This is a genomic window from Streptomyces sp. NPDC005648 (assembly GCF_040605395.1).
GTDB lineage: Bacteria > Actinomycetota > Actinomycetes > Streptomycetales > Streptomycetaceae > Streptomyces.
Map to the genome: position 1 here is coordinate 22,391 of NZ_JBEXCS010000057.1, position 20,119 is coordinate 42,509.

At 72.0% G+C, this 20,119-nt stretch carries 20 protein-coding genes; 11 read left to right on the top strand and 9 right to left on the bottom strand.

Annotation, left to right across the window (positions count from 1 at the left end; genetic code table 11):
• Positions 1 to 199: 199 nt before the first annotated feature.
• Positions 200 to 1,459 carry a glycosyltransferase family 39 protein gene (locus ABZT17_RS28560; RefSeq protein WP_356352752.1) on the top strand — a complete coding sequence of 420 codons (1,260 nt, stop codon included), beginning with the start codon at positions 200 to 202 and terminating at the stop codon, positions 1,457 to 1,459.
• Positions 1,460 to 1,695: 236 nt separating this feature from the next.
• The gene (locus ABZT17_RS28565) at positions 1,696 to 2,709 is read left to right on the top strand and encodes a phosphatase PAP2 family protein (RefSeq protein WP_356352753.1); all 1,014 of its coding nucleotides are present in this window, start codon (positions 1,696 to 1,698) and stop codon (positions 2,707 to 2,709) included.
• A gap of 129 nt (positions 2,710 to 2,838) precedes the next feature.
• Here the strand turns inward: ABZT17_RS28565 and ABZT17_RS28570 are convergent, their stop codons facing one another.
• A complete protein-coding gene (locus ABZT17_RS28570) occupies positions 2,839 to 3,054 on the bottom strand; it encodes an I78 family peptidase inhibitor (RefSeq protein ID WP_356352754.1) in 216 nt (71 codons plus the stop codon).
• Between the two features lie 438 nt (positions 3,055 to 3,492).
• Between ABZT17_RS28570 and ctaD the strand changes: the two genes are divergently transcribed.
• Positions 3,493 to 5,187, top strand: a complete 1,695-nt coding sequence (gene ctaD / locus ABZT17_RS28575; RefSeq protein ID WP_356352755.1) for a cytochrome c oxidase subunit I — start codon at positions 3,493 to 3,495, stop codon at positions 5,185 to 5,187.
• 17 nt (positions 5,188 to 5,204) lie between these two features.
• Here ctaD and ABZT17_RS28580 read toward each other — a convergent pair whose 3' ends face one another.
• Together ABZT17_RS28580 and ABZT17_RS28585 are read right to left on the bottom strand one after the other, a co-directional pair.
• Complete coding sequence (locus tag ABZT17_RS28580) at positions 5,205 to 6,506, bottom strand: ABC transporter substrate-binding protein (protein WP_356352756.1); 1,302 nt, start codon at positions 6,504 to 6,506, stop codon at positions 5,205 to 5,207.
• Complete coding sequence (locus tag ABZT17_RS28585) at positions 6,475 to 7,053, bottom strand: hypothetical protein (protein WP_356352757.1); 579 nt, start codon at positions 7,051 to 7,053, stop codon at positions 6,475 to 6,477. Before ABZT17_RS28585 ends, ABZT17_RS28580 begins: the two co-directional genes overlap by 32 nt.
• 142 nt (positions 7,054 to 7,195) lie before the next feature.
• Here ABZT17_RS28585 and ABZT17_RS28590 point away from each other — a divergent pair, with 142 nt between their 5' ends.
• From ABZT17_RS28590 to ABZT17_RS28600, 3 genes are read left to right on the top strand one after another with little or no spacing between them, the layout of a single operon-like run.
• Positions 7,196 to 7,672, top strand: coding sequence for a hypothetical protein (locus ABZT17_RS28590; RefSeq protein ID WP_356352759.1), 477 nt, complete (start codon positions 7,196 to 7,198; stop codon positions 7,670 to 7,672).
• Positions 7,672 to 10,377, top strand: a complete 2,706-nt coding sequence (locus ABZT17_RS28595; RefSeq protein WP_356352761.1) for an ATP-binding cassette domain-containing protein — start codon at positions 7,672 to 7,674, stop codon at positions 10,375 to 10,377. The genes ABZT17_RS28590 and ABZT17_RS28595 overlap by 1 nt, the downstream gene beginning before the upstream one ends.
• Positions 10,374 to 11,039, top strand: a complete 666-nt coding sequence (locus ABZT17_RS28600; RefSeq protein ID WP_356352763.1) for an ATP-binding cassette domain-containing protein — start codon at positions 10,374 to 10,376, stop codon at positions 11,037 to 11,039. The genes ABZT17_RS28595 and ABZT17_RS28600 overlap by 4 nt, the downstream gene beginning before the upstream one ends.
• Positions 11,040 to 11,147: 108 nt before the next feature.
• Here the strand turns inward: ABZT17_RS28600 and ABZT17_RS28605 are convergent, their stop codons facing one another.
• On the bottom strand, positions 11,148 to 11,816 hold the full coding sequence (locus tag ABZT17_RS28605) for a transglycosylase family protein (RefSeq protein WP_356352765.1): 669 nt from the start codon (positions 11,814 to 11,816) through the stop codon (positions 11,148 to 11,150).
• 506 nt (positions 11,817 to 12,322) lie between these two features.
• Between ABZT17_RS28605 and ABZT17_RS28610 the strand changes: the two genes are divergently transcribed.
• Complete coding sequence (locus ABZT17_RS28610; protein WP_356352767.1) at positions 12,323 to 13,105, top strand: hypothetical protein; 783 nt, start codon at positions 12,323 to 12,325, stop codon at positions 13,103 to 13,105.
• A 53-nt stretch (positions 13,106 to 13,158) separates the two neighbouring features.
• Positions 13,159 to 13,548: a hypothetical protein gene (locus tag ABZT17_RS28615; RefSeq protein WP_356352769.1), complete on the top strand. Its 390-nt coding sequence runs from the start codon at positions 13,159 to 13,161 to the stop codon at positions 13,546 to 13,548.
• Between the two features lie 63 nt (positions 13,549 to 13,611).
• On the opposite strand, the gene der is transcribed toward ABZT17_RS28615, so the two are convergent.
• From der to aroH, 5 genes are all read right to left on the bottom strand, one after another.
• Positions 13,612 to 15,093: a ribosome biogenesis GTPase Der gene (gene der, locus ABZT17_RS28620; protein WP_356352771.1), complete on the bottom strand. Its 1,482-nt coding sequence runs from the start codon at positions 15,091 to 15,093 to the stop codon at positions 13,612 to 13,614.
• A 79-nt stretch (positions 15,094 to 15,172) separates the two neighbouring features.
• A complete protein-coding gene (locus tag ABZT17_RS28625; protein WP_356352804.1) occupies positions 15,173 to 15,760 on the bottom strand; it encodes a lysophospholipid acyltransferase family protein in 588 nt (195 codons plus the stop codon).
• Positions 15,761 to 15,813: 53 nt separating this feature from the next.
• Complete coding sequence (gene cmk / locus ABZT17_RS28630; RefSeq protein ID WP_356352773.1) at positions 15,814 to 16,500, bottom strand: (d)CMP kinase; 687 nt, start codon at positions 16,498 to 16,500, stop codon at positions 15,814 to 15,816.
• Between the two features lie 224 nt (positions 16,501 to 16,724).
• Complete coding sequence (locus ABZT17_RS28635) at positions 16,725 to 17,810, bottom strand: prephenate dehydrogenase (RefSeq protein WP_356352775.1); 1,086 nt, start codon at positions 17,808 to 17,810, stop codon at positions 16,725 to 16,727.
• Positions 17,807 to 18,169 carry a chorismate mutase gene (gene aroH, locus ABZT17_RS28640; protein WP_356352776.1) on the bottom strand — a complete coding sequence of 121 codons (363 nt, stop codon included), beginning with the start codon at positions 18,167 to 18,169 and terminating at the stop codon, positions 17,807 to 17,809. Before aroH ends, ABZT17_RS28635 begins: the two co-directional genes overlap by 4 nt.
• Before the next feature lie 230 nt (positions 18,170 to 18,399).
• Between aroH and ABZT17_RS28645 the strand changes: the two genes are divergently transcribed.
• The 3 genes from ABZT17_RS28645 to ABZT17_RS28655 are packed head-to-tail and all read left to right on the top strand — an operon-like array spanning position 18,400 to position 20,118.
• Entirely contained in the window at positions 18,400 to 19,071 is a 672-nt protein-coding gene (locus tag ABZT17_RS28645) for a hypothetical protein (RefSeq protein WP_356352778.1), read from the top strand.
• Between the two features lie 52 nt (positions 19,072 to 19,123).
• Positions 19,124 to 19,708 (top strand): DUF6529 family protein, encoded by a 585-nt coding sequence (locus ABZT17_RS28650; RefSeq protein WP_356352780.1) that lies wholly within the window; start codon positions 19,124 to 19,126, stop codon positions 19,706 to 19,708.
• Entirely contained in the window at positions 19,705 to 20,118 is a 414-nt protein-coding gene (locus tag ABZT17_RS28655) for a Rieske (2Fe-2S) protein (protein ID WP_356352782.1), read from the top strand. The genes ABZT17_RS28650 and ABZT17_RS28655 overlap by 4 nt, the downstream gene beginning before the upstream one ends.
• Position 20,119: the final 1 nt, after the last annotated feature.

Consider the following 20,119-nt stretch of genomic DNA (forward strand, 5'->3'; position numbering starts at 1 on the left):
CTCGACCGGAGAGGAGCGGCTGTCTCCGGCCCGCGCAACGAAGGCGAGTGACACGTCAGCGTACGCGAGTTCGCGCCCCGGTCACGTGGCGGACCTCTCAGACTCCGTACGGAACTCGTGTGGCGTACACCACTCCCCCTCACCTGGGACCACGCTCCGCCCGGCGGCCCGGTTCCTCCGGGCGTCGATAATCGAGCCCGTGACCGATCTCGCGACGCGCGCCGCTCCAGAACGCGCCCCGGCCCTGCGCCGCGCGGCCCCCGCCCTGCTCGGGTACGCCGCCGTGCGCGCCCTGGGCCTGGTCGTGCTGGCCGTGTGGAGCGCCGCGCGCGGCAAGAGCGCGTACACCCTGCTGACGGCCCGCTGGGACTCGCTGTGGTACACGCGTGTCGCGGAGCGGGGATACGGCTACGAGGTGCGGCTGCCCGGCGGGGACGTGCACTCCGATCTCGCCTTCTTCCCGCTCCTGCCCTGGCTGGAGCGGCTGCTGCACGCGCTCACGCCCCTCGCCCACGCCGACGCGGGCTTCGTCGTCAGTCTGCTCGCCTCGCTCGCGGCGGCCTGGGGGATCTTCGCGGTGACGGAGCAGGTGTACGGCCGCAGAGCGGGCGTCTGCGCGGTACTGCTGTGGGCCGTGCTGCCCGTCGGGATCGTGCAGTCGATGGCGTACAGCGAGTCGCTGTTCACCGCGCTCGCCGCCTGGGCGCTGTACGCGGTGCTGACCGGCCGCTGGGCGGTGGCGGGCGCGCTGGCGGCGCTCGCCGGGCTGACCCGGCCGGTCGGGCTCGCGGTGGTGGCCGCCGTGTGGGCGGCCGGCATCGCCTCTTTCGTGCGGGACCGAGGCGCGGCGGACGCGCACGGCGCCCACGCGGGCGTGCGCGCCCCCTCAACGCCCACGGAGGGCCCCCTGGGGCGCGTTCCGGCGCCCGACGGCGCGCGGGGCATCTCGCGCGCCTCCAGCGCCGTAGAACGCGCCCTGGGCCTTCTCCTCGCCCCGCTGGGCGCCGCCGGCTACGTCCTGTGGGTCGGCCACCACACCGGCAGGGGGCCTCTCGGCTATCTCGACGTCCAGGCGGGCTGGCGCAACGGCTTCGACGGCGGCGCCGCCTTCGCCCGCTTCGTCGCCGAGAAGTTCACCTCGGTCCCGGGCGCCCTGGCCGGCGCCGGGATCGTCCTCGGCGTCGGACTGGTGATCCGGCTGTACGTCGTCTGTGTGCGCCGGCGCCAGCCGCTTCCCCTCCTGGTGTACGCGGGGGTGGTCACCGTCCTCGCGCTGTGCGCGTCGAGCTACTTCGGCTCGAAACCGCGTCTGCTGATGCCCGCGTTCCCGCTGCTGCTGCCGCCGGCGCTGGCGCTGGCCGGGCTGCGGACGTCCAGGTCGGCGCTGGTGGTGGGCGGTGCCGCGGTGCTGTCGGCCGTGTACGGGGCGTTCTGGCTGAACGGCTCCGGGCCACCATGACCGGCCCGCCGGACGCGTGAGCGCCGGGAGAAATCCGTCCCAGCATTCGGTGAACGAATTCAAAAGTCCAACAAAACTCATTCGACGAATGATCAAAGGAATTGAAGGGGCCGGCCGCCCGGCATTGCGGATTCCCTGGAAATTAAGCCGCCCTGAGAGCAATCCCACATCACATCGTCATCACAAAGACGTTGTATCGACGGAGAACTGACCTCACTCGCTGTAACGTCGATTGGGTGCGTACCGAACGAAACCTCACCCGTCTGGACCGGGTGTTCGCCAGACTCGACAGGGAGCCGGAACGACCGGCCCACATCGATGTGCCGAAGATGAGCCGGCACCGGGTGGCGCTGCTGGTCGGCACCCTGGCGTTCTATCTGGCGATCGTGTGGGCCGTGGTCACGACCTCCTGGCTGGTCCGCCTGGACTGGCAGGTCATGTTCTTCCGGCCGTACCAGCAGTGGGCGGGCATCCACTGGTTCGTCGACTACTACGTGGTCCTCGGCCAGCGCGGCCCGACCGCGGTGATGGTCGCCGCCTGGCTGGGCTGGCGCTCCTGGAGGCAGCACACGCTGCGCCCCCTGCTGACCCTGGGCGCCTCGCTGCTCCTGCTGAACATCACCGTGGGCGCCGCCAAGTACGGCATGGGCCGGCTCGGCCCGCACTACGCCACCACCATCGGCTCCAACGAGATGGGTCTGGGCGGGGACATATTCCCGAGCGGTCACACCGCCAACGCGGTGGTGACCTGGGGCATCCTGGCCTATCTCGCCTCCACCCCGAGGGCCCGCCGCTGGCTGTCCGCCCTCTCCGCGCTGACCGCGCTGGGCGTCGGCATGGCCACCGTCTACCTCGGTACGCACTGGCTGAGCGACGTCCTGCTCGGCTGGGCCGCCGGTCTGCTGGTCCTGCTCGCCCTGCCCTGGTGCGAGCCGCTGATCGCCCGCGCCGAGGTCGGGCTCTTCGACCTGCGCGACCGCTGGCGTGCCCGTGGCGGCGCCACCGCGCCCGCGCCCGCCCCCGCCGGGGCGACGCCGGTGCTGCTCAAGCCGCGCGTCGGCGCCCAGGACGAGGCGCGCGAGCCGGCCGCCCACCCGCCCAGGGCGGCGCCCGCCTATCTCGCCCCGGGCCCGCACCTGGCCCGCTCCGAGCGCACCCCGGTCACCCCGGTCGGCAGCCGTCGGCCGGCGCACGCGGACCGCGTCCCGCGCGCCGCCCCCACTCCGGCCCGCCCCATGACGGGCGGCTGACCGGCCACAGACGCCACCCGCACCACGGACGAACGGACAACACGGACGAGCGGGGTCCGGTACGCACAACCAAGCCCCGCACGGCGAAGGCCCCGGCACCCTCTCGGGAACCGGGGCCTTCGTCCTGCCTCAGCCCTTCCAGGCCCGCTGCACCCGGCCGTCCTTCACCTCGAAGTTCAGCCGGCCGCTCCGGTACTCCATGGTGATGATCGCCCCCGACGGCAGCGAACGCACGGTCGACCACCCCCGCTCGCGCGCACGCCGCTCGGCGCTCGCGGCATCGAGGCCGACGTACCCGTCCGGACTGTCCTGGGGCTCCCCTGAAGGAGTGGGAATCGGTGCCATGCCGCCACGCTAGGCGCTGCCCCGCGAGCAGGGAAGCCGGGTCCGTCCCAAAGGCCACGCGTCCCCCTCCGGTCACACTTCTGTCACAGGATCACGACACGCGTTTCGGCCTCGGTGCGTCACACGTTCGAGCGGTTCCCTACGCCTTGGGCAGGCAATCGGCCGTAATTCCTGCGTGTCGTGACGGCTTGTCGAATACCCCGTCGGAAAGTGCCGTGAGAAGTGGCGCCGGACGCCCCCGGATTCGAATCCCGCTCGATTCCGGGCCGAGGTCGCGGGGCCTGACACCGCATAGGAAATGCACGGATCCAGCACGGAACCCCCGCACACCCCCTGTCGGAACGTGTGACGGCGCGAGCACCATGACAGGAGCTCGCGGGCACGCGCGCGTGGGCTCGGGCGGACCCGGTACGCGACGAGCGAAGGGGCGAGCGAGCGATGGGGACCCAGACCGTGCAGGCGGCGGCGCGACCGGTACGAGGCAAGGAACGCGGCCGGTTGATCGTGGACTGGCTGACCACCACCGACCACAAGAAGATCGGTCACCTCTATCTCGTCACGTCGTTCGTCTTCTTCCTGATCGGCGGGGTGATGGCGCTGCTGATGCGGGCCGAGCTCGCCCGGCCGGGTCTGCAGATCATGGACAACGACCAGTTCAACCAGTTGTTCACCATGCACGGCACGATCATGCTGCTGCTGTTCGCGACCCCGATGTTCGCCGGCTTCGCCAACGAGCTGATGCCCCTGCAGATCGGCTCCCCCGATGTCGCCTTCCCACGGCTGAACATGCTGTCGTACTGGTTCTTCCTGTTCGGCGGTCTGACCGTGCTCGGCTCGCTGCTCACACCGGACGGTGCCGCCGCCTTCGGCTGGTTCGCCTACGCTCCGCTGAACGACTCGGTGCACTCCCCCGGGATCGGCCCCGACATGTGGATCATGGGGCTGGCGCTGGCCGGCTTCGGCACGATCCTCGGCGCGGTCAACTTCATCACCACCATCATCGGGATGCGCTGCCCCGGCATGACGATGTTCCGGATGCCGGTCTTCACCTGGAACACGCTGTTCACGTCGATCCTGATCCTGATGGCGTTCCCGGTGCTCGCCGCCGCGCTGCTGTGTCTGGAGGCGGACCGGAGGTTCGGTGCGCAGGTCTTCGCCTCGGCCAACGGCGGGGCGCTGCTGTGGCAGCACCTGTTCTGGTTCTTCGGCCATCCCGAGGTGTACATCATCGCGCTGCCGTTCTTCGGCATCATCACGGAGATCCTGCCGGTCTTCAGCCGCAAGCCGCTCTTCGGCTATCTGACGCTGATCGGCGCGACGATGGCGATCACCGGGCTGTCGGTGGTGGTGTGGGCGCACCACATGTTCGTCACCGGCGCGGTGCTGCTGCCGTTCTTCTCCTTCATGACCTTCCTCATCGCGGTGCCGACCGGTGTGAAGTTCTTCAACTGGATCGGCACCATGCTGAGGGGCTCGCTCTCCTTCGAGACGCCGATGCTGTGGGCCAACGGCTTCCTGGTGACCTTCCTGTTCGGCGGCCTGACCGGGGTGATCCTGGCGTCGCCGCCGCTGGACTTCCATGTCTCGGACACCTACTTCGTCGTCGCCCACTTCCACTACGTCGTCTTCGGCACGGTCGTCTTCGCGGTCTTCGGCGGCTTCTACTTCTGGTGGCCGAAGTTCACCGGCAGGATGCTCGACGAGCGGCTGGGGAAGATCCACTTCTGGACGCTGTTCGTCGGCTTCCACACCACGTTCCTGGTGCAGCACTGGCTGGGCGCCGAGGGCATGCCGCGCCGGTACGCCGACTACCTGGCCGCGGACGGCTTCACGGCCCTCAACACGGTCTCGTCGATCGGCGCGTTCCTGCTCGGCATGTCCACGCTGCCGTTCCTCTACAACGTCTGGAAGACGGCCAAGTACGGCGAGAAGGTCGAGGTCGACGACCCCTGGGGCTACGGCCGCTCCCTGGAGTGGGCCACCTCCTGTCCGCCTCCGCGGCACAACTTCAAGACCCTGCCCCGGATCCGCTCCGAGTCCCCGGCGTTCGATCTGCACCATCCCGAGTACGCGGCGACCCCGGACGAGCCGCTCGGAGCGGAGCGCGGGACAGCCGGACCCGGGCGCCCCTGATCCCCAGCGGCGCCCGGTCAGGGGGTGTACGGCAGTTGCGGCACGTCGAAGCAGTTGCCGTTCATGTCCCCCTGTGACACCCACCCCTTGCCGTCCTGCCAGCGGGCCACCGACAGACAGGTCCGGCGGGTCCTGGGCGGCTCGGCGAGGCGCTCGAAGGAGACGGGAAGCAGCAGCCCGCCGGCGGTGTAGTCCTCGCTCCGGTTCATGAAGGCGTCCACGCACGCGCGCGTGATGCCCGTGCCCGCGCAGGACCTGGCGGCGTCCGTGAACCACATCGCGGCCGCCCAGCCCTCCAGCTGCCACTGGGAGTGCGTCTTCAGGCCCTTGGTGGCGTCCCGGAACTCCCGTACGGCCGCGTCGCCCGTGTCCTCGTAGTTGCGGCTGGAGCCGGTCGCCCAGAGGGCGTTGCGGCACCGCGGTGAGTCCCTGTAGTCGGCCGGGACGGTGGAGGTCCAGTTCTGCACGTTCGTCACCTTGGCGATGACCTTCGCGCCGACCTCGTCCATCGCCTTGCACAGTTCGGCGTTGCCATGGGTGTCGATCGCGTCGAAGACGAGGTCGGCGCCCTGCTCCTTCAGGTCGGCGGCGGCGGCACGGAAGTTGGGCAGCGCGAAGTCGACCTGCTCGGTGACCACCTTGTAGCCCTCGGCCTCCAGGCCCCGCCGCACCAGCCGCGCGTAGGCGGCGGAGGCGGCCTGGTTGTACGAGACCACGGCGGCGGTGCGGGCGCCCTTCTCGCGCTTGAAGTACCGGTAGACCTCGGTGCCGCCGTACAGCTCGCCGTCCCAGCCCGGCGTGCCGTTCCGGGGCGCGAGGCTGCCGTAGATGCCGTAGAGGTGCGGCCAGGTGTCGTAGGCGGGACCGATGGGCTGGCCGCCGATGTCGGGCACGCGCGCGTGGGAGACGCGGGACGCGCCCGCGTACTCCAGCGCGGTCGTGGCGACCAGGGCTACGACCCGGTCCTCGTCGACCAGCTGGTGCACGCAGGTGTTGTCGCCGACACCGCTGCCGCCGTCGTCGCACTCGCGCACCTCGACGGGGTGGCCGTCGATGCCGCCGCGCGCGTTGAGGCGGTCGAAGTACGCCTTGGCACCGTCGCGCGGGCCGGTGAAGGTGGTGCCGCCGACCGGGCTGGTGGCGCTGGTGATGATGCCGACCGGGATCGGCGTGGCATCGCCGCGCGCGGTCGCGGGTGAGCGCGTGTCGTGCTCGAAGTCGCTCTCCGGCAGGCGGCTGCCGCAGGCCGTGCCCATCAGGAGCAGCAGCACCGCGGCAGCGGCGCCCTCAGCAGCCCGGTGCCGGCGTACCCGACGCATCGCCGCTCAGCTGGACCAGCGCGCACAGCGTGTTGACGGACACCTTCCAGGTGCCGCCCTGCTCGACGGAGGTCCCGGAGGCGTTCGGCAGGGCGGTGGCGCCGTTCAGGGTCAGCGCGTACGTCACGGTCGCCCGGGTCGGCGAGGTGAACTCGATCTTCTGGACCTGCGCCCGCACCTGCCCGCCGCGCTTGTCACCGCTGAAGGCCTTCAGCACGGGCTGCATCGTGTCGCCGTTCTCCAGCACCTTCTGTTTCTCGGCGAGGGAGGTCTTCGGATCGAAGAACTTCTGCCAGTTCGCGGTGACCTCCCGCTTGGCCGCGGCCGGGTCGGCGGGCGCGGTGGCGGGCGCGCCGGTCGCCGTCTTCTCCACGGACGGGGTGGGCGGGGCGCTGGAACCGCCGCCGCCGCTGTCGTCGCCGCAGGCCGCGAGGGCCGGGGCCAGGAAGAGAACAAGAGCGGCGAGCGCCGCCGTCCCCCGTCCCCCCTCCCGTGGGCCGCGCCCCCTTCGTGCCTTCCGCCGCCTGAGGTCGCTCCCGAGAACCATCTGGCTCACCACCGGGTGTCGGTCCGGGCAAGGTGCGCCCGGTGCTTTCAGGGTCAGCTTGCAAGAGGCATAGTGCAAGTCCATCGGCGGACTTGGAAGACAGCCAGACACACGACGTGTGTGAACGGACGAGGAGCCAAGGATGCGGACAGCGCGACTGCGGACCGTCCACCCGACCGTGTGGGCCGGCTGGGCCGCGCTCGCCGCGGGCGCGGTGCTGTGCGTCATCGGCTGGTACGGCGTCTCCGGCGAGCGCTACGCCGAGCGCCAGCTGCCGTATCTGGCCTCCTGCACCATCCCCGGCGCGGCGCTGATCATCGCCGGCGCGGTCCTGCTCGCCCATGGACGCGACGCGCTCGCCGCCGCGCGCGTGGAGGAGCTCCACGAACTCCTGGTCGCCGCCGAACCCGCCGGTGCCGAGGAGTCCGCGCAGGCGGCCGCCCTGCCCCTGGCGGTCAGCCGTGATCTGCTCATGGTGCCGGGCGGCACCCTGTGGCACCGCGCGGACTGTCCGCTGGTCTCCGGGAAGGTGGAGGCGGTCCCGGTGGACACCAAGCTACTGACCAGCGGCGAGCTGGGCCCCTGCCCCATCTGTGAGCCGTCCGGGGAAACCGGCTGATGTCCTCGCTGACGTACGACCTCACCCTCGCCGGTCTCTCGGTCGGCAGCGCCGCCGCGCTCACCGGGATCGGCCTGGTGGTGACGTATCGCGCCACCGGTGTGCTCAACTTCGCGCACGGGGCGATCGCGATGGTGTGCGCGTATGTGCTGCGCCAGTGCGTGGTGGAGTGGGGCTGGCCGCTGTGGCTGGGCGCCACGGTGACCCTCGTCGTCCTCGCTCCGGCGATCGGGGTGGTGCTGGAACGGTTCGTCTTCCGGCCCCTCGCCGTCCTCGGCAGCGATCCCGCGCAGACGCTCGTGGCCTCCATCGGGGTGTTCGTGCTGCTGGTGGGCGGGGCCGCGCTGCTGTGGGGCCAGGGGGCGCGCGACGACGCGCCGGAGCTGGTGTCGGAGGATCCGTGGGGCCAGCTGGCGGTCGTGCTGGTCCTGGCCGTCGGGGTCGGCGCGGTGATCCGCTGGACGCGCTTCGGGCGTGAGCTGCGGGCCGTGGTGGACGACCGGCAGCTCGCCGTGCTCGGCGGGATCGACGCGGACCGGGTGGCCGCGGCGGGCTGGGCGTTCGGGGCGTTCACGGCGGGGCTGACGGGCGCGCTGCTGGCGCCGTACGTCCGTCTGGACCCGTACGGCCTGCCGCTGCTCGTCATGGAGGTCGTGGCGGTGGCGGTGGCGGCGCGGATGCGGAGCCTGCCGGTGGCGGTGCTGGTCGCGCTGGGCATCGGCGTGGCGCAGAGCCAGCTGACGAGGCTTCACCCCACGGGCTGGGGCGAACCGCTGCTGCAGGCGGTCGGCGCGAACCTGTTCGTGGTGGCCCTGCTGGTCGCGGCCCTCGTACTCCCGCGCGTCGGCACCCGTGACGCCCTTCCGCGCACGGCCACCGCGCGCGTGCCCACGCCTGCCGGCGCGTGGATCGTCGCGGTCGTCCTGTTCCTGCTGCCGCTCGGCTTCGCGGGCTCGGACCTGCACACCTCGGTCCAGGTACCGGCGCTGGGGGTGGTCCTGCTCTCCCTGGTGGTGGTCACCGGCCGCGGCGGCCAGATCTCCCTCGGCCAGTCGGCGTACGCGGGCCTGGGCGCCCTGTTCACGGCCCTGCTGGCGGCGGGCCGCTTCCCGGGCCTGCCCCGGCTGCCCGAACTGGCCGCGCTGGCCGTGTCGGTGGCCCTGGTGGCCCCCCTGGGCCTGCTGACGGGCTGGCCGGCGATCACCCGCCGGGGCCTCGCACTCGCCCTGGCGACCTTCGCCGTGGGCGTCGGCGTGAGCCGCTTCGTCTTCGCCCAGCCGTACGCCACCTCGGGCCTGACCCTGGACCGCCCGTCCGGCTTCGACGGCGACCGCGCGTACTACCTCCTCGAACTGGTGCTCCTGTTCGCCGCGCTGCTGCTGACCCGCGTGCTGCGCGGAGGCCGCACGGGCCGCGCCCTGGCGGCCATGCGGGACCACGAGGCCGGGGCATCCGCGGCGGGCGTCCAGGTCCCGGCCCTCAAACTCCTGGCCTTCGTCGCGGGCGCCGCCCTGGCCGCCCTCGGCGGCGGAATGCTCGGCATGGGCGTACGGGCCTTCGACCCCACGGCCTACGACCCCGTACGGGGTCTGCTCTGGTTCGCGGCCGTCGTGGTCCTCGGCGCCGACAGCGCCCTGGGCGCGCCGGCCGCGGCGGCCCTCCTGGTCGGCCTGGACGCGGGCGCGCGCGGCGGGGTGGCGGCGGCCCTGATCGGCGTCCTGGCGGTCCTGGTGGGGCGCTTCCCCGGGGGCCCGTACGAGGCCCTGCGAACGGCGACGAGCCGGCTGCGCCCGAGGCGGGCGGCGAGGCTCACACCGCTCGGAGAGCGGGTACGGGAGCGGCTGCGGCCGACGGAACAGGGGCCCGCGCTGCCCTCGCACGCCGGCGACACAGCAGCCCCGCAGGAGCCACCCGCACCCGACCAGGCAGGTCGCACGGGAGGCGCCGCAGGTGTGGGGGGTGCCGGTGGGGTGAGGGATGTCGGTGGTGTGAGGGGTGCCGGTGGGAGGGACAAGCCCGCGCGCCCCCACCGGCCCGCACTGACCGCGCACCGTCTGCGGGCCCGCTACGGCACCTTCACCGCCCTGGACGGAGTCGACCTCACGGTCCTCCCGGGTCGTATCACGGCCATCGTCGGACCCAACGGTGCGGGCAAGAGCACCCTGTTCCACTGCCTGGCCGGCACCGTTCGTCCCACGGACGGCCGAGTACGCCTCGGTTCGAGGGACATCACCCGCCTGCCCGCCCACGCCCGCACCCGCCTCGGTATCGCCCGCACCTTCCAGCAGCCGGCGATCTTCCCCTCCCTGACCGTGGCCGAGAACGTCCGGGTGGGCGCCGAACAGGGCCGCGGGAAGGACCCCTCCGCGGTGGACCGGGCGCTCGCCCTGCTGGCCCTGCCCGGCCCCCTCCCCGCCGCGGCCCTCCCCACCGGCACCCTCCGCCGGGTGGAACTGGCCCGAGCCCTCGCCGGCGGCCCCCGCGTCCTGCTCCTCGACGAACCCGCGGCCGGACTGGACGGCGCCGAGGTCGACGCCTTGGCCCGGGTGCTGAAGGCCCTGGCGGCGGACGGCACCGCGCTCCTCGTCGTGGAGCACGACCTCGATCTGGTCGCCGACCTCGCGGACGTCGTGCACGTGATGGCGGCCGGCCGCATCGTCGCCTCCGGCCCACCGGCCCGCGTACTGGACGAGGTCGGCACATGAGCGGTGTCTCCCTGCGTCACGCCCGCGTCCGCTACGGCCCGTTGGAGGCCCTGCACGGCGTCACCCTCGCGGCCCCGGCCCGCGCCCTCACCGTCCTCCTCGGCCGCAACGGCTCCGGCCGTACGACCGCCCTGCGCGCCCTGGCCGGAACGGTGCCCCTGTCCGGCGGGGCGGTGGTCTGGGACGGCACGGACGTGACCCGGACGCCGGCGTACGAGCGAGCCCGCCGCGGCCTCTGCCTGGTTCCCGAACGGCAGGCCGTCTTCGGCTCGCTGACCGTCCACGAGAACCTCGAACTGGCCGCGAGGGACTACGCCTTCGCGCTCACCGCGTACCCCCAGCTGCGGCCTCTCCTCCCCCGCCGCGCGGGCACCCTCTCCGGCGGGGAGCAGCGGATGCTCGCCCTCTCCCGCGCCCTGCTGGCACACGCGCGCGTGGTGCTCGTCGACGAACCCGCCCAGGGCATGTCACCGGCGGTCGCGGCCCGCACGTACGAACTGCTGGGCGCTCTGGACGCCTGCGTGGTCGTGGCCGAACAGCGCCTGCCGCCCGGCCTGCGCGAGCGCCCCGACGTCCTGGTGTACGAACTCCGCCGCGGCGCCGTCGTGTTCGGCGGACAGGCGGGGGAACTGGCGCGGCGGGGGCCGGGCCCCTCCGGATGAGCGGCCGTGTCCCCGCGTCCGGCGGCCCCGGCGGGCCGGGAACGGCGGAAGGCCCCGTCCGGTCGGACGACCGGACGAGGCCCCGGGCCCGGATCAGGGGGGAGCGGCTCAGACGACGAGCTGCTGGCCGGGCACGATCAGGTCGGGATCACCGCCGATGACGGCCTTGTTGGCGGCGTAGAGCTTCTGCCAGGTGGTCCCGTGCCGGGCGGCGATCTTGCTCAGGGTGTCGCCCTCGCGGACCGTGTAGTCACCGCGCGAGGCACTGCGGGAGGAGTGCTCCGACGCCCGGACCGGCGCCTTGTGCGACGGCTTCCTCACCGGCTTCTTCGCCGGGGCCGCCTTGGTGGTCTTCACGGAGTCGGTGGTCACCGAACCGGAGGAGGCGGGTGCGCTGCCGTACGCTCCGGCCCGCGCCGAACAGACCGGCCAGGCGCCCCAGCCCTGGGCGTGCTGGACCTTGGTGGCGACGGCGATCTGCGCCTGCCTGGACGCCTTGTCGGCGGTCGGGGCGTAGGCCGAACCGCCGTACGCGCGCCAGGTGCCGGCGGAGAACTGGAGCCCGCCGTAGTAGCCGTTGCCGGTGTTGATGTGCCAGTTGCCGCCGCTCTCGCACTGGGCGATGCGGTCCCACACCCCACCGTCCGCCGCGGCGGCGTTGCCGGTGGCGGCCAGCAGTCCGAGGGGGGCGAGCAGTGCCGCCCCGGCGAGGACCGCCGCCGTACGGGTCTGGGTCTTACGAGCGTTGTCGCGGTTGGTATCGGCACACTCGGACATGAAGTTCCCTCTCCAACAACCCGGGGTCCCCCGGGCGGGGCGCGCTTTCCACGTGTCGACGCGGTCCTCGCGCTCCGCCCCGTCCGCTGGAGGTGGTGCTGTGGTGCTGGCTTTGGTGCGGCCGGCGGACGATCCCGAGCGGTGCTCGTTGCACACGGCCGAGGAATCTAAGGAGCCTGGCGAGGCGTCAGCAACCAACCGCCCGTCATTCCAGGCCAGTTCGCCGTTACCGCCGGTATTGACGATTTCCGGCCACCCACTTCATTCGCCGATTTCCTGATTTGTCGACCAGCGGTCTCGATGATCTGTGACTCACTTCACGCAACCAACTTCCTTGGGTTTCCGAGGAATTGACGGTGAGTGACCAATTCCGCACCTCTCGCAACCATCCGCGTCGGATGGATTGATTCCGTTCGCCCTGGAGCGTGACTCCCGCCACAGATCGCCCGTTGTCTTCTTCATGAGCCCGGGACCCACCCGGGCACCGCTTCCCGAGGGAGTCACCCGTGCCGCGCATGCTCGACGTCAGCGACGAGGTACGCGCCGAGATCGGCGACGAAGAAGCCGACCGGCTGCTCGCCGGAGAGAACGCCCCCGGCAGTTACGACTGCACGTCCTGCCGCACCCAGGGCGACTCCGAACAGGAGCGCACCAGCACCGTCCTGTTCGTCGGCGACGAGACCGCCGTCCTCGCCTTCGCCCACGCCACCTGCCTGCCCTCGCAGGTCGTCCAGGTCACCGAGGAGCAGCTCCGGGGAGCCGTGAAGTCCATCTCCGGCGACACCGTCGACCTGGACCCCGACAAGGTCGTACCCGAGCAGGCCGTGCTCGGGGTCACCAGTGGACTCGTCCTGATCGCCGGGGAGTTGCACCCGGCGCTGGTGGTCGAGCCGACCGGCCCGATCGTCCGCCCCGGCACGACGGGACTCGGCGACGACTTCCTGCCGCTGCTGATCGAGCAGGGCTTCATGCCGCTGACGCAGATCACCGAGGTGCCTCCGGTGCTGCACGGCTGGTCGGTGCTGCTCGCCGTGGGCCGGCTGCACGCGGTGCTGCAGCCGAGCAGCACCGGTGGTCAGCCGGTCGCCTGGTGGCAGGCGCACCAGCCGCTCCAGGTCACGGAGAGCTGGCGGGCCGCCGCCAACAAGCACCAGCAGGTCCTGATGTTCGCGGCTCCGGTGGGGTCGATCGGGCGGCAGCCGCGCGAGGACCTGCTGCGGGACGCGCTCGACAAGGCCGCCGCCAACGGCAAGTTGGTCGCCGCCGCCATGCCCCTCGCGGGGACGTGAGGAGCGCTCGGGTGCACCCGCATCCCGAGTGACCTGCGGTCGTTTGGACATACGTGCACACCTACGACGTTCCGCGCCGCCCGTCCCTCCAGTCGATTCCGTCCTCGCGGTCGGCTCCGGACTATCCGGGCGGCCCATCGGCCACGCCGATCTATGACGCGCTCTACGCGGAGTGGGTCAAGTCGTTCCGTACGCTGCCGGGCGACCGGAGCGGCGAGGAGGAGCTGGGGTTCACCGCCTTCGGGAACATCCCGCACAGCACGGGGACGTATCCGGTGCATCGGCCGGGGTCGTTCAGCAGCTCCTACGGTGCGTACAGCGCCGGGGCGCAGAGCGCCCGGCAGCAGTCGCAGTGGCAGCGGGTCGGGCAGATCGGGCCGCAGGGCACGGGCATGCACCATGTGCCGGCGGCGCTGCCGCCCGGCTCGCTGAGAAGGGTCTGAGCGGCGGCGACGGAGAGGAGGGCGGCCCCCGTGGGGGCCGCCCTCCTCTCCGTCGTCCTTCGGCTACTTCTTCTTGTTGCCGCGCTTCTCGCGCACCCGCACCGAGATATGGATCGGGGTGCCCTCGAAGCCGAACTCCTCGCGCAGTCGCCGCTCGATGAAGCGCCGGTAGCCCGCCTCGATGAAGCCGGAGGCGAAGAGCACGAAGCGCGGGGGCTTGGTGCCGGCCTGGGTGCCGAAGAGGATGCGCGGCTGCTTGCCGCCCCGGATGGGGTGCGGGTGGGCGGCGACCAGCTCGCCGAGGAAGGCGTTGAGCCGGCCGGTGGGGACACGCGTCTCCCAGCCCGCCAGGGCCGTCTCGATGGCCGGGACCAGCTTCTCCATGTGCCGCCCGGTGCGCGCCGAGACATTGACCCGGGGCGCCCACGCCACCTGGCCGAACTCGGTCTCGATCTCGCGCTCCAGGTAGTAGCGGCGCTCCTCGTCGAGGGTGTCCCACTTGTTGTAGGCGATGACCATCGCGCGCCCGGCCTCGACGGCCATCGTCACGATCCGCTGGTCCTGCACCGAGATGGAGTCGGAGGCGTCGATGAGGATGACCGCGACCTCGGCCTTCTCCACGGCGGCCGCGGTGCGCAGGGAGGCGTAGTAGTCGGCGCCCTGCTGGAGGTGGACCCGCTTGCGGATACCGGCCGTGTCGACGAACTTCCAGGTGACGCCGCCGAGTTCGATCAGCTCGTCGACCGGGTCACGGGTGGTGCCGGCCAGTTCGTTGACGACGACGCGCTCCTCGCCCGCCACCTTGTTGAGGAGGGAGGACTTGCCGACGTTCGGGCGCCCGATGAGCGCGATACGGCGCGGCCCGCCGACCCCGGCGCCGCCGAAGGTCTGCTCGGGCGCCTCCGGCAGTGCCTCCAGAACGGCGTCCAGCATGTCGCCGGTGCCACGGCCGTGCAGGGCGGAGACGGGGTGCGGCTCACCGAGACCGAGTGACCAGAGGTACGCGGCATCGGCCTCCCCGCTGGGCCCGTCCACCTTGTTGGCGGCCAGCACGACCGGCTTCCCGGCCTTGCGCAGCAGTCGTACGACCGCCTCGTCGGTGTCGGTGGCGCCCACCTTGGCGTCGACGACGAACACGACGGCGTCGGCCGCCTCGATCGCGTACTCGGCCTGGGCGGCCACGGAGGCGTCGATACCGAGGACGTCCTGCTCCCAGCCGCCGGTGTCGACGACCTTGAAGCGGCGGCCCGCCCACTCGGCCTCGTAGGTCACCCGGTCCCGGGTGACGCCGGGCTTGTCCTCGACGACGGCCTCACGGCGCCCGATGATGCGGTTGACGAGGGTCGACTTGCCGACGTTGGGCCGCCCGACCACCGCCAGGACCGGCAGCGGCCCGTGCCCGGCGGCCTCGATGGCGCCCTCGACGTCCTCGAGGTCGAAGCCCTCTTCCGCGGCGAGCTCCATGAACTCCGCGTACTCGGCGTCGCCAAGCGCCCCGTGGTCGTGCTCCTCGCCCGAGCCGTCGGAGTGGATGTGGTCGTTCATGAAGTCCGTACCTCGTAGTTCATCGTGGTGATCGGTGGACCAGCCGGTTCCTCCGGACTGATCCACTACTCAGTGTCGCCTAGCGGCCGGTCAGCCGCCTGGCGTTTTCCAGGTGCGCGGTGAGCTGCTTCTGGATGCGCTCGGTCGCCTCGTCGAGCGCCTTGCGCGTGCGCCGTCCGCTTCCGTCGCCCGCCTCGAAGGGGTCGCCGAAGACGACGTCGATACGGCTGCGCAGCGGAGGCAGCCCCTTCATCAACCGTCCCCGCCGCTCGGAACTTCCCAGCACCGCGACCGGGACGACCGGCGCCCCACTGCGGACGGCGAAGTACGCGAGGCCGGCCCGCAGCGCGGCGAAGTCGCCGTCACCACGGGTGCCCTCGGGAAATATGCCGAGGACCCCGCCGGCGGCCAGCACGTCCAAGGCCTGGGTGATCGCCGTGCGGTCGGCTCCGGAGCGGTCGACCTTGACCTGCCCGATGCCGAGCAGGAACGGGTCGAGCGGTCCGACGAACGCCTCTTTCTTGATCAGGAAGTGCGTGGGCCGGGGCGCCACGCCCATGACCATCGGCCCGTCGATGTTGTGCGAGTGGTTGACGGCGAGGATGGCGGCGCCGGTCGCCGGCATCTTCCAGGCGCCGAGGACCCGCGGCTTCCACAGCCCGTACATCAGGCCGACGCCGATACGCCGTCCGACCTCGGCGCCCTTCTCGGAGGGGACTGTCACTTCCCGGCCCGCTTCTCCTCGACGAGGGTGACCACGCACTCGATGACCTGCTGGAGCGTGAGCTCGGTGGTGTCCACCTCGACCGCGTCGTCCGCCTTGGCGAGCGGCGAGGTCTTCCGGGAGGAGTCGGCCGCGTCCCGCTTGATCAGGGCCTCACGGGTGGCGTCGACGTCGGCGCCCTTCAGCTCGCCGCTGCGGCGGGCCGCACGGGCCTCGGCGGAGGCGGTGAGGAAGATCTTCAGGTCGGCGTCGGGCAGCACGGTCGTACCGATGTCCCGCCCCTCGACCACGATCCCCTTCTCCGCGCCCGCCGCGACGGACCGCTGCAACTCGGTGATCCGCGCCCGCACCTCGGGCACCGCGCTGACCGCGCTGACCTTGGAGGTGACCTCCTGGGTGCGGATCGGTCCGGCCACGTCGGTCCCGTCGACGGTGATCGTCGGGTCGTTCGGGTCGGTACCGGAGACGATCTCGGCCTTTCCGGCCACGGCGGCGATCGCGGACGGGTCCTCGATGTCGATGCCGTTGTTCACCATCCACCAGGTGATCGCCCGGTACTGGGCACCGGTGTCCAGGTAGCTCAGACCGAGCTGCGCGGCGACGGCCTTCGACGTGCTCGACTTGCCGGTGCCGGAGGGACCGTCGATGGCGACGATCACGGGCTGGGCGGCGCCGTTTTCCACGGAGGGACACCTTCCTGGTGCGATGCGGTGGGTGCGGGGCGCGAAGATGCCCTGCACAAGGTTACTGGCTACGCCGGTCGGGCGAATCCAGCCCACCCGGCACTCCGCATTCAGCCCGTCTGGGGGGTGCCCCCTCCGGGGGAGTTTGAGGACGAGGCCGCAGGCCGACAAGCGGGGGCCTGGGGGCGGCAGCCCCCGGACGGCACGGCAGACCCCGGCACCACCTACTGCCGGATCGCCCACCCCCGCTCCCGCAGCGCAGCAGAAAGCACGGCCGCCGCCTGCGGCTCCACCATCAACTGCACCAGCCCCGCCTGCTGCCCCGTCGCATGCTCGATCCGCACGTCCTCGATGTTCACCCCGGCCCGCCCGGCATCGGCGAAGATCCGGGCCAGCTGCCCCGGCTGGTCGTCGATCAGCACCGCCACCACCTCGTACGCCCGTGGAGCCGACCCGTGCTTGCCCGGCACCCGCACCTGCCCGGCGTTCCCGCGCCGCAGCACGTCCTGGATCCCGGCGACGCCTTCCCCCCGCTTGGCCTCGTCCGAGGACTGGAGCGCCCGCAGCGCCCGCACGGTCTCCTCCAGGTCCCCGGCGACATCCGACAGCAGGTCGGCCACCGGTCCGGGGTTCGCGGACAGGATGTCGATCCACATCCGGGGGTCGGAGGCGGCGATCCGGGTCACGTCCCGGATGCCCTGCCCGCACAGCCGTACGGCCGACTCCTCCGCGTGCTCCAGCCGCGCGGCGACCATGCTGGAGACCAGGTGCGGCATGTGCGACACCAGCGCCACCGCACGGTCGTGGGCGTCCGCGTCCATCACCACCGGAACGGCCCGGCAGTGCGAGACCAGTTCGAGGGCGAGGTTCAGCACCTCGGTGTCGGTGTCCCGGGTCGGCGTCAGCACCCAGGGCCGCCCCTCGAAGAGGTCGGCGGTCGCGGCCAGCGGACCGGACTTCTCCCGGCCGGACATCGGGTGCGTGCCGATGTACGCGGCCAGGTCCAGGCCCAGCGCCTCCAGTTCGCGCCGTGGGCCGCCCTTCACGCTCGCCACGTCGATGTAGCCGCGGGCCAGCCCGCGCCGCATGGCGTCGGCCAGCACCCCCGCCACATGCGCGGGGGGCGCGGCGACGATCGCGAGGTCGACCGGGCCGCCGGGCGCCTCGTCCGTGCCGGCGCCGAGCGCCGCCGCCGTACGGGCCTGCTCGGGGTCGTGGTCGGTGAGGTGGACGACGACGCCCCGCCCCGCGAGGGAGAGCGCGGCGGACGTGCCGATGAGGCCGGTGCCGATGACGAGTGCGGTTCTCACTGGGCGATGTCCTTGCGCAGAGCGGCGGCGGCGCCGAGGTACACATGCGCTATCCCGGCACGCGGCCTGTCGGACTCGATGTGCGCGAGGATGCGGACGACCCGGGGCATGGCGCCCTCGATGTCCAGCTCCTGGGCGCAGATCAGCGGCACGTCGACGATGCCGAGCTTGCGTGCGGCGGCCGCCGGGAAGTCGCTGTGCAGGTCCGGTGTGGCCGTGAACCAGATACTGATGAGGTCGTCGGCGGTCAGTTCGTTCCGCTCCAGGACGGCGGTGAGCAGTGCCCCGACCTGCTCGTCCATGTGCCCGGCCTCGTCCCGCTCCAGCTGGACGGCTCCCCGGACCGCTCGTACCGCCACGGCTCGACTCCTTGCTGCTGTACATCCCGGCTCTGTGCCCGTCCAGCCTAGTCAGCCCGGCTCGCGGGGGCTCCCGCCGCCCGACCGCTGAGACGCCCCGGCGATCAACGACAATGTCACCCGAATGTCTCTATTCCGCTACTTGGTACGAGCGCAGCCCGTGCGCCTCTTTACGCCGGGCCCGCCGGTCCGCTCTCATGGCAGGAAACCCGCCTCGGGGGAGGCCCGTGATGAAGCGTCCTGGACCGCTGCTGACTCTGTTGGCGGGACTGCTGTTCGGCCTGTTCATGCTCACGCTCAACGCGACCACGGGGACGAAGACCGTGTCCTCCCCGTACAAGGAGAAGTCGCCGGCCGTCTCCGCGTCGCCGACGCCCTCCGCCGCGAGCTCCTCGGCCAGCCCATCGGCCAGCCCCTCGCCGTCCAGGCCGACGGCGGCCGACGGCGTCTACACGGGTCGTACCGACGACGACTCCTCGGCGGTCGCCGTCTCGCTGCGCGGCGGCAAGGCGATCGCGTACTTCTGCGACGGCCACAACATCGAGTCGTGGCTGCGGGGCGAGGTACGGGACGACGGCAGCCTGAGCCTGAGCGGGGCCCACGGCGCGAAGCTGACCGCCGCGCCGAAGGGCGGCAAGCAGCTGCGCGGCACCGCGGACCTCGGCGGCGGGCACTACACGTTCACCATCGACAGGGCGAAGAAGCCGTCCGGGATCTACCGGGCGAACAGCCAGGTGGCCGGCGCGAAGATCGTCGGCGGCTGGATCGTCCTGCCCGGCGGCAGGCAGGTCGGCATCGTCACCCGCGACGGAGCGCCGTCGGCCGCGCCCAGCATCGACCCGGAGACAGGTGTGACCACGGTCGACGGCCAACGGCTCACGGCACATCCCGTAACGCCCTGACCCCCATCCCCGCCCACGGACCTGACCTTCTCCGCCTGCCCAGGGAGCCGACATGAGCGTCGACCCGAACGCCGCGACCCAGAGTTTCCCGCCCCGGCCACCGGCCCACCGCGCGCCGGGCCCGGCCCGCTTTCTGGTCCCGGCCCTGGTCGCCGCCGCGGTGGCGGTCGGGCTCGGGGTGTACGGCCGGACCCACGACCCGGCGGGCACCGCCTTCAACCTCGCCGGTTTCAGCAGCACGGGCGCGGTGAAGTCCTGGCTGGCCTCGACCGCCTTCTTCTTCGCCCTGGTCCAGCTGGTCAGCGCCTTCATGGTCTACGGAAAGCTGCCGGGCCCGAGCTGGTCGGCGACGCTGCACCGCTGGTCGGGCCGTGTCGCCTTCCTGGTGGCCGTCCCGGTCGCCGTGCACTGCCTCTACGCGCTGGGCTACCAGACCTACTCGACACGCGTGATGTGGCACTCGGTCCTGGGTTGCTTCTTCTTCGGTGCCTTCAGTGCCAAGATGCTGCTGCTCCGCTCGGAGCGGCTCCCCGGCTGGCTGCTGCCGTTCGTCGGCGGGCTGGTCTTCTCGGTCCTCACCCTCCTCTGGCTGACCTCCGCCTTCTGGTTCTTCCGTACGTTCGGAGTGACGACATGACCCACCGCGAGACGCGGCGCACGGTTCTCCTCGCGACGGGCGCGGCCGCGCTCGCCGCGGGCTGCAGCAAGTACGGCGACAGCGGCAGCGGCTCGGGTTCGTCCTCGGCGCACGCCTCCGGCGGCCAGGAACTCGCGAAGACCACCGAGATCCCGGTCGGCGGCGGCAAGATCTTCAAGGATCAGAAGGTCGTGGTCACCCAGCCGAAGCAGGGCGAGTTCAAGGCCTTCTCGGCGATCTGCACCCACCTGGGCTGCACGGTGTCCGAGGTCTCCGGCGGCACCATCGACTGCCCCTGCCACGGCAGCAAGTACCGCATCGCCGACGGCTCGGTGGCCGGTGGCCCGGCCCCGAAGCCGCTGCCCGCGGAGCAGATCAAGGTCGAGGGGGACTCGATCCGCCTGGCGTGAC

Bases quoted from the DNA above. Each gene is read 5' to 3' on its own strand.
- ABZT17_RS28570 (WP_356352754.1), bottom strand. From the start codon at position 3,054: ATGGCACCGATTCCCACTCCTTCAGGGGAGCCCCAGGACAGTCCGGAC.
- ctaD (WP_356352755.1), top strand. From the start codon at position 3,493: ATGGGGACCCAGACCGTGCAGGCGGCGGCGCGACCGGTACGAGGCAAG.
- ABZT17_RS28580 (WP_356352756.1), bottom strand. From the start codon at position 6,506: ATGCGTCGGGTACGCCGGCACCGGGCTGCTGAGGGCGCCGCTGCCGCG.
- ABZT17_RS28585 (WP_356352757.1), bottom strand. From the start codon at position 7,053: ATGGTTCTCGGGAGCGACCTCAGGCGGCGGAAGGCACGAAGGGGGCGC.
- ABZT17_RS28590 (WP_356352759.1), top strand. From the start codon at position 7,196: ATGCGGACAGCGCGACTGCGGACCGTCCACCCGACCGTGTGGGCCGGC.
- ABZT17_RS28595 (WP_356352761.1), top strand. From the start codon at position 7,672: ATGTCCTCGCTGACGTACGACCTCACCCTCGCCGGTCTCTCGGTCGGC.
- ABZT17_RS28600 (WP_356352763.1), top strand. From the start codon at position 10,374: ATGAGCGGTGTCTCCCTGCGTCACGCCCGCGTCCGCTACGGCCCGTTG.
- ABZT17_RS28605 (WP_356352765.1), bottom strand. From the start codon at position 11,816: ATGTCCGAGTGTGCCGATACCAACCGCGACAACGCTCGTAAGACCCAG.
- der (WP_356352771.1), bottom strand. From the start codon at position 15,093: ATGAACGACCACATCCACTCCGACGGCTCGGGCGAGGAGCACGACCAC.
- ABZT17_RS28625 (WP_356352804.1), bottom strand. From the start codon at position 15,760: ATGTACGGGCTGTGGAAGCCGCGGGTCCTCGGCGCCTGGAAGATGCCG.
- ABZT17_RS28645 (WP_356352778.1), top strand. From the start codon at position 18,400: ATGAAGCGTCCTGGACCGCTGCTGACTCTGTTGGCGGGACTGCTGTTC.
- ABZT17_RS28650 (WP_356352780.1), top strand. From the start codon at position 19,124: ATGAGCGTCGACCCGAACGCCGCGACCCAGAGTTTCCCGCCCCGGCCA.
- ABZT17_RS28655 (WP_356352782.1), top strand. From the start codon at position 19,705: ATGACCCACCGCGAGACGCGGCGCACGGTTCTCCTCGCGACGGGCGCG.